The following is a 12924-nucleotide window of genomic DNA, read 5'->3' on the forward strand; positions in this document are numbered from 1 at the left end:
CCCGAAACTAATGCTCTTGGCTATCATTCCATAATTTTAATAACTTATTAGCCATACCTTCATCCTTTACAGCTAATATTTTTATAAAGTCTCTTCCTAATACATTGCCTAGCTCTTTTTCACTATAACCTTCTATTAAAGGTATATCATTTTTTTCACATTTTACTTTAAATTTATTCTTACTATTTTCTGAAGCATCACAAGATATTATAACGGCATAAACTATTTTTTTTGTTACAGCCTCTTCACATTTGTTGTATCCTTCTACTAAATGTCCTGCTTTTTTAGTTAAGCTTAAAAACTGTAGGAACTTATTTGGTATCATCTTCTATCTCACCTTTTAATCTTTCATAAACTTGTTCATCTAGTTTAATTTCTAGATTTCTTTCTAGTCTTTTAGATTTATATGCTTTATTAAAGCATTCTATATCTTTACAAATATAAGCTCCTCTTCCTGCTTTTTTGCCAGTTAAATCTATTGAAACCTCTCCTTCTTTGTTTTTAACAACTCGTATAAGTTCTTTTTTAGGTTTCATTTCGCTACATCCTGTGCACATTCTTAAAGGTACTTTTTTAACTTTCATCCTTTAATCACCTGCTTTATTATATATAATTATTTTTGATTTTTTTATTCTATTAAAATTCATCTTTAAAGATTTCTTCTATAGCTTTTTCTGTATCTATACTTGGTTTTTCATCATCATCTTCAAATAAATTTATATCTTTTTCTAATTTATCTTCAGTATTAAAAACTTCTTCCATAGCCTTTTCTAACTCTGAATCTACTTCTTGATTATTCTCAGATACACTTATCTCTTCTTTTATATTTTCTTTTGTATCTTCAACCATGCTATCCATTTCTTCATATAAATCTATTTTTTCCTCTTTGTCATCTTCTTTATTCTCTAAGATTACTTCATCTTTAGTTTCAGATAAATTTAATATTTCTTCTTTTTCTGCTTGAGATTTGCTCTTTATGTCTATTTTCCAACCTGTTAACTTAGCTGCTAGTCTAACATTTTGACCTTCTTTACCTATAGCTAAAGATAATTGGCTATCATCTACTACAACTCTTGCAGCTTTATTTTCTTCATCCACTATAGTTACATCAATTACTTTAGCTGGGCTTAAAGCATTGGATATAAGCTCATCTGGAAATTTACTCCATTTTATTATGTCTATTTTTTCATTTTTAAGCTCATTTACTATATTTTGGACCCTTACACCTTTAGGTCCAACACAAGCACCCATTGGATCTACAGCTTCATCATTAGAATATACTGCTATTTTAGTTCTTGATCCTGCTTCTCTTGCTATGCTTTTTATTTCTACTACTCCATTATATATTTCTGGCACTTCAAGTTCAAATAACCTTTTCACTAATCCTGGATGAGTTCTTGATATTAAAACCTGTGGTCCTTTTGTAGTATTTTTCACTTCTACCACATATAATTTTATTTTTTCATTAAATCTAAATTGTTCTCCAGGTATTTGTTCATTTGGTCCTAAAACCGCCTCTGACTTACCTACGTTTATAAGGATATTTCCCTTATCCTTTCTTAAAACTGTCCCTGTTAATATATCTTCTTCCTTTTCTATATATTCGTTGTATACAATTCTTCTTTCTTCTTCTTTTATTCTTTGTATAACTACTTGTTTTGCTGCTTGAGCTGCTATTCTTCCAAACTTTTTAGGTGTTACTTCAATATTTATTATATCCTCTAATTCATAGTTTGGATCGATTTCTTTAGCATCTTCTAAGGATATTTCCTCAATTTCCTCTTCTACTAGCTCTACTACTTTCTTTTGAGCATATACTTTTATTTCTCCACTTTCTCTGTTCATTATTACCTTTACATTATTAGTTGATCCACCTTGTTTCGCATAGTTTTTCTTATATGCTGTTACTAAAGCATCCTCTATAGTTGTAAACAAAAGATCTGCACTTATACCCTTTTCTTTTACTATTTCCTTTAATGCTTCAACAAATTCCTGGTTCATTTTTTTATTAACCTCCTTACAGTTCCCCTTTTAAAGTAGTTTTTGATATCTTTTCCCTAGGTATAATTACTATGTTTTCTTCAACCTTTATATTTATCTCATTTTCATTGAAGTCTACTAATTCACCTTCATATTTTTTCTTTTTATCTATAGGTGAATATAAATTTAATACTATATTATAGCCTTTATATTTTTCTAAATGTTTATCTGTATATAAAACTCTGTCAATTCCTGGTGAAGAAACTTCTAAATAGTAGCTTTCTTGAATTGGATCTATGTCATCTAATAATTCACTAACTGCTCTACTTACCTTTTCGCAGCCTTCTAAAGATACACCACTTTCACTATCTATATATATTCTTAAATAATTTTCTTTTCCTTCTTTAACAAATTCTATATGATATAGATCATAGCTTAAACCTTTAACGATAGGCTCTATTTGCTTTTTAAGATTTTCAATCAAACTATGTTTACTCATAAAAACCCCTCCTTGCTATTTTAAAATATATTTTATACACTTAGTTTTTCCAAATAATCAGCTATTATTTTATATTAATTTAAAAACGCAACTTGCGCTGCGTTTTTTTACAAATAGAAAGAGCGGGTTTATACCCACTCTGTGCTTTAACATATGTCTTGCTCTTTACTAGTTTTATTTTATCATAGTAGAATATGAATTTCAAGGAAAAGTTATGAAACGAAAGAAATAACTATTGACAACATAAAGTTCTTTAATAAAAATATCCATTTCATTATAACTGTAGCTCAAATTTAACTTTAAACTAAAGACTAAATAAAGATATTTGATTAGTTTCCTGCATTCCCCTTAAGCAACCATGATTTGCCAATGTTTCTATAACAGTTTTTGTAACCTTAGTTCTTAATCTTAAATCTTCTTTTGATATAAATTCTCCCTCTAATCTGGCTTCTTCTATGCTTTTAGCTGCATTTTTCCCTACACCTTGAAGGGCACTTAAAGGTGGTCTTATACTATCTCCTTCTATTAAAAATTTAGTAGCATTAGATTTATATAGATCTACCTTTAAAAACTTTATACCTCTTTTGTACATTTCATAACATATTTCAAGTATAGTTAAAAGTCCTTTATCCTTTTGAGTTATATTATTGCCCATGGCATATAATTCATTCATTTTTTCTTTTATTTTTTCTTCTCCCTTTACTATTAAATCTGCATCAAAGTCATCTGCTCTAACAGAAAAATAAGTAGTATAATAAGCCTTTGGATAATAAACTTTAAAATAAGCTATTCTCATGGCCATCATTACATAGGCTACGGCATGACCTTTAGGAAACATATACTTTATTTTCTTACAGGACTCTATATACCAATCTGGTACATCGTGTTCTTTCATTAGAGCCTCCTGTTCCTCTGTAAGACCTTTACCCTTTCTTACTTTTTCCATTATTGTAAAAGCACTCTTTGGTGGCAGTCCCTTTTGAAGTAAATATACCATTATATCGTCCCTTGTAGATATACAATCCTTTATAGTAGTATACCCCTCTTTTATAAAATACTGAGCATTATTAAGCCATACATCTGTGCCATGGGATAATCCTGATATTCTAACCAATTCTGCAAAACTTTTGGGTTTGGTATCTAATAACATTTGTCTTACGAATTTAGTTCCAAACTCTGGGAGTCCATAGGTTCCTACAGGACAATCTATATCTTCCTCTGTAACTCCTAGAGCCTTTGTAGATGTGAATAAACTTATAACCTTTGGATCTCCTAGGGGTACAGCTTTAGGATCTACCTGAGTTAAATCCTGAAGCATTCTAAGTACTGTAGGGTCGTCATGACCTAATATGTCTAATTTTAAAAGTCTACCACTTATAGAATGATAATCAAAGTGGGTGGTTATAACGTCACTTTCTGTATCATCTGCTGGATGCTGTATAGGTGTAAAATTAAATATTTCATTATCTGCCGGTACAACCATAATGCCTCCTGGATGTTGTCCTGATGTTCTTTTAACTCCTGTACATCCCTTAGATAATCTTTCTATTTCTGCATTGTTGGCTTTTATATTCTTTTCATCTAAATATTTTTTTACAAACCCATAGGCAGTTTTTTCAGCTATAGTACCAATAGTTCCTGCTTTAAAAACATGGCCCTTTCCAAATAAAACTTCTGTATATTTATGAACTACCCCTTGATATTCTCCTGAAAAGTTTAAATCTATATCCGGTTCTTTATCTCCTTCAAAACCTAAAAAAGTTTCAAAGGGTATATCATGACCATCTTTTATTAATTTAGTTCCACACTTTGGGCAATCCTTATCCTCTAAATCCGCTCCTGAACCTACAGATCCATCTGTAAAGAATTCACTATATTTACATTTAGGACATATATAATGAGGTGGTAATCCATTAACCTCTGTAATATCTGACATAGTAGCTGCAAAGGAAGATCCAACGGATCCTCTGGAACCTACCAAGTATCCATCTTCATAGGATTTAGCTACTAGTTTATGGGCTATCAAATAAAGTACAGCATAACCATTATTTATTATAGAATTTAATTCCTTTGTTAATCTTTTTTCTACTATTTCAGGAAGTGGATCTCCATATATATCATGAGCTTTTTTTATAGTCATATTTCTTATATCTTCTTCCGCACCCTCTATCTTAGGTGGAAAAGTTTCCTCTGGAATTGGTTTTATTTCATCTATCATGTCCGCTATCTTGTTTGTATTATAAATTACTACTTCCTTTGCCTTTTCCTCTCCTAAATACTCAAATTCTTTAAGCATTTCCTCTGTGGTTCTAAAATAAAGAGGTGGTTGATTGTCTGCATCACTAAAACCTTGACCTGACATTAATATTCTTCTAAATACTTCATGTTCTTCATCTAAAAAATGCACATCACAGGTGGCCACCACAGGTTTATTATAAAACTCCCCTAATTCACATATTTTTTTATTTATTTCTTTAAGTTCTTCCTCATCTTTTACAGAACCATTTTTTACAAGAAATTCATTGTTACCTAAAGGTTGTATCTCTAAATAATCATAAAAATCTATCATATTTTTTAATTCTTCTTTTGTTTTTCCCTTTAATATTTCTTTATATATTTGACCCGCCTCACAGGCAGAACCTATTATAAGTCCTTCTTTATACTCATTTATAAGGCTTTTTGCCATTCTTGGTCTTTTAAAGAAATACTCCAGATTAGATTTAGAAACTAATTTATATAAATTTTTAAGACCTACTGCATTTTTAGCCAAAATTATTAAATGATAGGTGGGCTCTTTTTTTATATTTATATTCCCTAAAAATTCCTTATTTAAATTATGTAAGGTAATTATTTCTTTTTCTTTTAACATTTCAAAAGACTTTAATAAGATATCTGCTGTGGCTTTAGCATCATCCACAGCCCTATGATGATTCTCTAGAGATATGCCTAAATGCTTTGCTATGACATTTAATTTATATCTCTTTAATTCAGGGAATAAAAATCTGCTTAATGTTACCGTATCCATTACACTATTTTTAAATTCTATTTTTAAATCTTTACAATTTTTATTTATAAAAGATACATCAAAGGCTGCATTATGAGCAACCACCACAGAGTCTCCTATAAACTCTATAAATCTTGGAAGTATTTTATCTATAGCTTCTTTATCATCTACCATATCATCTGTTATGCTTGTAAGTTCTGTTATTTTCTCTGGTATGCTCCTTTCTGGATTTACAAATTCACTAAACCTATCTACTATTTTTCCCTTTTCTATCTTTACTGCACCTATTTCTATTATTTTATCATTTTTACTGGAAAAACCTGTTGTTTCTAAATCAAAAACTACAAAAGTATCCTCTATGGTTTTATCCCCTGCTTTAGATACAATAGGTACTCCATCATCTACAAGATAAGCTTCTATTCCGTATATAACTTTTATATTACCTTTTTTAGCTGCAGACATTGCATCTGGATAAGCCTGAACTACACCATGATCTGTAATAGCCACTGCTTTATGGCCCCATTTAGCAGCTCTTTTCACTAATTCTGATACTGGAGTCATCCCATCCATGGCACTCATTTGACTGTGCATATGAAGTTCTACTCTTTTTTCCTCTGCTATATCCATTTTTTCTATTTTTGTAGTTTTTACTATATCCTTTGCCATTATTACACATTCTCTTGCATAAGGGTCATTTACTACTTCACCTCTAACTTTGCAATAAATCCCTTCTTTTATTTCTTCTATTATTCTATCTGCATCCTTAGGCCTTGGAAACAGTTTAACTGTCATAGAGTTAGTATAATCTGTTATAAAGAAAGTTACTATTTTTCTCCCGGTCTTTGTTTCTATAACTTCTTTTTTAAATATATCTCCACATACTACAACTATGCCAGAATTTTCATTTAGATCTTTCATGAATATACTATCTTCTCTTATACTTCTTCCTAGTATGATAGAATTATCCTTACCTTCATTTTCACTAGGCTTTGGCGAATTTTCTTTTTTAACTACTTTCTTTTCTTTAGATTTAATTTCACTTAAAACATTTTTTATCATGGACTTTTCCATAGTTTCTATAGTCTTAAAGTAGTCCTCTTCGTTAAAGGATTTATCATATTCTAATTTTATATTGCATTCTATCCCAAATATATCCCTTATATAGGATTTCAATTTACCTTCGAATTTATTTTTTGAAAGAAACCTACATAAAAATTCATTATTATAGGTTATATTTATACTATCTTCTAACACTTCTCTTTTAGATTTTAAAAGACAATCCCTTGCAATAGGTACAGAAGAAGAAGCTAAATTAACTATATCTACCCAATATTTTTTTGAAAGTTCCTCTAAGGTAACATGGGATAAATCCTTATAGCAAATTATTTGAAAATCCTCCACCATAGAGAATCTCTTCTTTAATATATTTTTTATATGATCTTCCTTTTCTTTAGTAAAATTACTAATGGATTTTAGTATTATTTTTAGTTTATTTTTTTTTCTAAAATACTGAACTCTTACTATTTTTATTTCTTTATCTATATCAAACTCTTCTTTATTTATTTCCTTTTGCAAATCACTAACTGAAGTATTCTCCATATTATTCCTCCTAAGAGTAATGTTATCCATTAAAACATAATAAATATATTATCACATTTATAAAAATAAAAAAATGAATTTCAACTTAAAATTTAAAGTAATTTTTATCTAATGACTATCATCCATAAAGGAATGAATTCTACGCCTCTAGATAAACATTTCCTAACTTTAAATTAGAGTTAAAACCCTAATATCTAAAACTAAGAACTTTCTTTATACTCTATCTTCTATGTATGTTGAAATTCAAATTAATTTAAATAAACTAAAACATTCACAAATTACATCTTTTCTATTTCTTTTATAAGTTCATCTATTATATCTTCTTCTTTAACTTTTTTTATAATCTCTCCCTTTTTGAATATAAGCCCTTCTCCTTTGCCTCCTGCTATACCTATATCTGCCTCTCTTGCTTCTCCAGGTCCGTTAACTACACAGCCCATTACCGCTACTTTAATATTTTTATTACAGTTTAAAAGTCTTTTTTCTACTTCCTCGGCTATGGATATTAAGTCTATATTCGTTCTCCCACAGGTTGGGCAGGATACAAATTCTATTCCTTCATTTACGTATCCTAGAGATCTTAATATTTCTTTTCCTATTTTAATTTCTTGTAGCGGATCTCCTGTAATAGATACTCTTATAGTATCTCCTATACCTTCTGCCAGTAGGGTACCTATACCTACACTAGATTTTATAGTTCCTCTAAATGTAGTTCCTGCTTCTGTAACTCCTAAATGCAAAGGATAATTTACTTTTTCTGATATTAATCTATAACTTTCTATCATTTGCATAACATTAGAAGACTTTATAGATATTACTATATCATTAAAATTGCATTTTTCTAATATGCTCACATGCTGAAGGGCACTTTCTACTAATGCTTCTGGGCATACTCTACCATATTTATCTAATATATCTTTTTTTAATGAACCTGAGTTTACTCCTATCCTTATAGGAATAGACTTTTCCTTTGCGGCTTCTGCTACCATCTTAACTCTTTCCATAGAACCTATATTCCCTGGATTTATTCTTAAGGCATCTACTCCATTTTTTATAGATTCTAAAGCTAATTTATAATCAAAATGTATGTCTGCCACCACTGGAATTTTTGATTCTTTAGTTATTATTTTTAAAGCTTCGCTAGCTTCCATATCTGGAACCGCGCATCTTATTATATCGCAACCTATTTTATCTAACTTATTTATTTGATTTAGTGTACTTTTAATATCTCTAGTATCTGTATTGGTCATAGATTGTATAGATATAGGAGAATCTCCTCCTACATATATACTTCCTACTTTAACTTTTCTAGTTGGCTTTCTCATCATTGTTTCATCTCCTAGCTTTAAATTCACCTGAATAAAATCAAGCAATCTTTGGGCTTAAATAAAGTTTCTTATTAATCTATCTTTAGATTCAGGTGAAATTTGCTTAAAAAATTACTTTAATCCCTTTAAACCTTAAATTTATCAAAATTTTATAGGATATAATATATCTTTTATAGTTACTAACACCATCAGACCCATTAATATAGCAAAGCCTATATAATTTACAAACCCTACTTTATTTTCATCTACTCTTTTTCCTGTAATAGCTTCAAATAAAAATAAGAATATATATCCTCCATCTAAAGCTGGAAAAGGTATAATATTAAATATAGCCAATTGTAAGCTTATATAAGCTGTAAAAGCCATTAAACTCATTACACCCTCTTTAGCTACTTTTCCTGAAACTTTAATTATAGTTAATGGTCCTCCTACATCATTTTTAGAAACCTTTCCTTGGAATAGGGTTTTAAAAAATCCAACAGTTTGTTTTACTAAGGATCCTGTTTGTGTAAATCCCTGTTTTACAGATTCTTTAAAACTTAAATTTTCTATTAGTGTAGGATATATACCTATCATATATCTATTTTCTTTAGTATCTTTAATAGGAGTTAACTTAATATTGTTCTCTACATTATCTCGTGTGAATTTTACATTTAAAGGTGTTCCATCTCCTGAATAAATAACTGCAACAAAATCATCCCAAGTAGTTATCTTTTTATCATTAACCTTTACTATTTTATCTCCTGGCATAAATCCTGCCACCGCTGCTGGACCATTTGGTACTACTTTTTCTACTATAGGTGCCCAGTATCCTCTTTGAGACGCTAATATAGCAAATAAGACTACGCTTAATACTAAATTCATAAAAGGACCTGCCACCACTACACTTAATTTTCTTAAAGGAGATTTGTTATTAAAAGCTCTTTCATCTGTACTTTTTTCTTCGTCTCCTAGCATTTTTACATAGCCACCTATTGGTAAAAGTTTTATTAAATATTCTGTTTCTTTCCCCTTTATTCCTATAAGTTTTGGGCCCATACCTATAGAAAATTCCTCAACTTTTATACCATTTGCTTTAGCCATAATAAAATGACCAAATTCATGGACTAAAACTAATATGCCAAAGGCTAAAATAGCCGCTATTATATACATTAACTAACCTCCCTCAAAATTGTACCTATAAATTAATTTTATTATTATATATCATATTTTTTACCTAAATACTCTCTAACTTCCTTATCTACACTTATTACATTCTCTAATGTAGCTTCCATAGGTCTATAAAATTTATTCATGCATTCTTGTAATAGATCACCTATTTGTAAAAATTCTATTTTGCCCTTTAAAAATAAGTCTACAGCTACCTCATTTGCTCCATTTAATATAGCTGGCATTACTCCGCCTTTTTTCCCTGCTTCATAAGCTAACTTTAATGGTAAGAATGTATCCATATCTGGCTTTTCAAAGGTTAGATCAGATATTTTATAAAAATCTAAAGGTTCTATTTGACTTTCTTTCCTATTGGGATAATTCAAGGCATATTGTATAGGTAATTTCATATCTGGAGTTGCCATTTGTGCTATTACACTTCCATCTTTATATTCCACCATAGAATGAACTATACTTTGTGGATGTACCACTACTTTTATATCTTCATAATCCACACCAAATAAAAAATGAGCTTCTATAACTTCTAATCCTTTATTCATTAATGTGGCAGAATCTATAGATATTTTTCTTCCCATATTCCATTTAGGATGTTTAAGAGCATGCTCTGGTTTTACCTCTATAAGTTCTTCCTTTTTTCTACCTCTAAAAGGTCCTCCTGAAGCCGTTACTATTATATTTTTAACTTCTTCCTTTTTATTTCCTCTTAAGCATTGAAAAATAGCTCCGTGTTCTGAATCTACAGGCAATATATTTACATTATGTTCTTTAGCTTTACTAATAACTAGTTCTCCAGCTACTACTAAGGTTTCTTTGTTAGCTAAAGCTATATCTTTTCCACTTTCTATAGCTTTTATGGTTGGAACTAATCCTATCATTCCTACCACAGAGGTAACTACTGTATTTACCTCCTCTAAGGTGCTTATATATATCATCCCTTCCATACCTTTTAAAACTTTTGTATCTACTTTATTATCTATACAAAAATCTTCTACTATTTTAAAGGCATTCTCTTCCATTAAAACCGCATACTTCGGTTTAAATTCCTTTATAATTTCTATAACTTTTTTATAACTTTTGTTTGCGGATATAGCTACTAATTTTAAATCTTCTTCTTCTTTTCTTATTACATCTAAAGTTTGGGTTCCAATAGAACCTGTAGCTCCTAATATAGTTATGTTCTTCAAAATGTCATCTCTCCTCTAATAACTTTCATTTAAGTTTTTACAAATTCTTTAAGGGTTATTATATATAATGGTCCTAGAAGTAAACCTAAAAACCCTAAAATTTTAAATCCTATATATATAGATATTATTATAGCTAAAGCAGGTAATTGAAGCTTAGAGCTCATAAACTTAGTTTCTAATATTTGTCTCGTTATTATTAATAATAAATAAAGACATATAAGACCTAAAAATATTACATAATTTTTTGTATAGAATTGGTATAATATTAAGGGTAAAAAAATTACAACTGTTCCTATGTAAGGTAACATGTCTAATATACCACATAACACTCCTAATATTAAATAGTTATTTATATTTAATATTTTTAAACCTGTTATGGTTTGAAATGTGGTAAATATAACTAAAAAACATTCTATCTTTATTATTTCCTTTAATTTATATATTTTATCTTTAATTTTTTCAAATTCATTAACACCTATATATTTTTTAATATTTTCTAATATAGCATATTTATCCACCAAAATAAAGTATATAGAAAGACTAGCTATAAAATATGCAAAAATCCATTCTGTGGTGTAACTAGCTCCTTTTCTAAAAAAGTCTCCATTTAATAAAGTTGTATCTATATTATTTAAATTTTTGTTAAATATATGTTTGTTTATATTTAACACTTTGTTTATACCACCTAGGAAACAATCTATCTCTGTTTTAAAATTATAATAGTACCCTTTTAATAATATAAAATGATTATAAATAAAATTTCCTATTAAAAAAATTAATAAAAACAATATAAGATTTACTAAAATTATGCTTATAATAGAATTTACATTATTATTAAATAATTTTTTACTACATAAAAAATTATAAATAGGGTTACATAAAAAAAGTAAAACTAATATTATAAAAAAGGGCTTAAAATAATTTTTAAGTAATAGAGCTAATAAAAAAAATATTATGAATATTATTATAGCATAGATTATATCTTTATATTTATGTTTATAATGCCTCAAATCCTTTTCTCCTATTATTGCTTTCTACATAAATATATTCATAATAAAGCTCATATATTAAGCTCCTTTATAAAAACTAAAACAACTACAATTAAATTTTAATGCAATTTTAAATATAAACTAGTCTTTACTAATTCTATTGTTCCCTCTGTTCCCTTATTTATATTATTAATTTTATTTTTATGCATACCAATGCAAGAATTAAATAAGCTATTCAAATTCATATTAACTATATTTTATTTGTAATATTGCTGTTTTAATTATTAATTATACTAAAAAACTCAATCTAAGAATAAATATAGATTGAGCTCTTTTGCTTATATTTTATTTTAAAGTTGTAATATAAAAGTTAAATAATAATACACTGCCACTGATGAAAATAAAATACTATCAAATCTATCTAATATTCCTCCATGGCCTGGTATTAAATTGCTATAATCTTTTACTCCTGCATATCTTTTTATGGATGAAGCTACCAAGTCTCCAAATTGACAAACTATCCCACATATAAGACCTATTAATATATAATGTATAATTTCTATATTAACTCCAAATTTAAATATAGCCATTCCAAATATAGTGCAGGCTACTGAAGCTCCTATTATTCCACCTATAGAGCCCTCTATGGTTTTTTTGGGACTTACTTTAGGACATAATTTATTCTTTCCTAAATACTTTCCTACATAATAAGCTGTAGTATCACAAAGCCAAGCAGAAATAAATATAAGCCACACTAAATAATTTCCGTGAGTTTTATTATTAACTAAAACTATGAAACTAAAAAATACGGGCACATATAAAAATCCTAAAAGTGTTATTGCCACATCTATAAAATTGTACTTTAAATTTATAACTGGTATAGCTAGAAGTATAAAAACAGCTAAAGTAGTTATATAAAAAATATTTTTATAATTTATACTATTTAAAAGTGGTATATAGTATATTAAACATAATAAGTATCCTACTATCTCTATGGGATGTATACCTTTGTTTTTAATTACTTTATAAAACTCATACATACCACCTAAAGAAAGTGCTAATATACCCCACTTTAAAAATACTCCTCCTATAAATAGGAATATTACAAAGGGTGCTAACACTAACGCCCCTATATATCTACTATTCATGTTATTCTCTCCTATTCTAAAAG

Annotated in this window: 10 protein-coding genes; all 10 read right to left on the minus strand. The window is 28.5% G+C overall.

All coding sequences use genetic code 11. From position 1 onward, the window contains the following. Positions 1–7: 7 nt before the first annotated feature. The 10 genes from ACYUDJ_RS11570 to ACYUDJ_RS11615 all read right to left on the minus strand — a co-directional run bounded on the left by ACYUDJ_RS11570 (position 8) and on the right by ACYUDJ_RS11615 (position 12901). Positions 8–325: a 50S ribosomal protein L7ae-like protein gene (locus tag ACYUDJ_RS11570; RefSeq protein WP_003484884.1), complete on the minus strand. Its 318-nt coding sequence runs from the start codon at positions 323–325 to the stop codon at positions 8–10. Further along, a complete protein-coding gene (gene rnpM / locus ACYUDJ_RS11575) occupies positions 312–584 on the minus strand; it encodes an RNase P modulator RnpM (protein ID WP_003484883.1) in 273 nt (90 codons plus the stop codon). Before rnpM ends, ACYUDJ_RS11570 begins: the two co-directional genes overlap by 14 nt. A gap of 52 nt (positions 585–636) precedes the next feature. After that, positions 637–2001, minus strand: a complete 1365-nt coding sequence (nusA, locus tag ACYUDJ_RS11580; protein ID WP_003484882.1) for a transcription termination factor NusA — start codon at positions 1999–2001, stop codon at positions 637–639. Between the two features lie 16 nt (positions 2002–2017). After that, positions 2018–2479, minus strand: a complete 462-nt coding sequence (gene rimP / locus ACYUDJ_RS11585; RefSeq protein WP_003484881.1) for a ribosome maturation factor RimP — start codon at positions 2477–2479, stop codon at positions 2018–2020. A gap of 304 nt (positions 2480–2783) precedes the next feature. Beyond that, positions 2784–7082 carry a PolC-type DNA polymerase III gene (locus ACYUDJ_RS11590; RefSeq protein ID WP_042384712.1) on the minus strand — a complete coding sequence of 1433 codons (4299 nt, stop codon included), beginning with the start codon at positions 7080–7082 and terminating at the stop codon, positions 2784–2786. 278 nt (positions 7083–7360) lie between these two features. Beyond that, positions 7361–8410, minus strand: coding sequence for a flavodoxin-dependent (E)-4-hydroxy-3-methylbut-2-enyl-diphosphate synthase (gene ispG, locus ACYUDJ_RS11595; protein ID WP_042384710.1), 1050 nt, complete (start codon positions 8408–8410; stop codon positions 7361–7363). 141 nt (positions 8411–8551) lie between these two features. Further along, positions 8552–9562, minus strand: a complete 1011-nt coding sequence (gene rseP / locus ACYUDJ_RS11600) for an RIP metalloprotease RseP (protein ID WP_003484878.1) — start codon at positions 9560–9562, stop codon at positions 8552–8554. Between the two features lie 44 nt (positions 9563–9606). Continuing rightward, positions 9607–10764, minus strand: a complete 1158-nt coding sequence (gene dxr, locus ACYUDJ_RS11605; protein ID WP_003484877.1) for a 1-deoxy-D-xylulose-5-phosphate reductoisomerase — start codon at positions 10762–10764, stop codon at positions 9607–9609. Between the two features lie 29 nt (positions 10765–10793). Beyond that, positions 10794–11774 carry an AI-2E family transporter gene (locus ACYUDJ_RS11610; RefSeq protein WP_043032130.1) on the minus strand — a complete coding sequence of 327 codons (981 nt, stop codon included), beginning with the start codon at positions 11772–11774 and terminating at the stop codon, positions 10794–10796. 329 nt (positions 11775–12103) lie between these two features. Beyond that, positions 12104–12901: a phosphatidate cytidylyltransferase gene (locus ACYUDJ_RS11615; protein WP_003484869.1), complete on the minus strand. Its 798-nt coding sequence runs from the start codon at positions 12899–12901 to the stop codon at positions 12104–12106. Positions 12902–12924 lie beyond the last annotated feature (23 nt).

It is taken from the genome of Clostridium sp. CTA-6 (genome assembly GCF_054768115.1).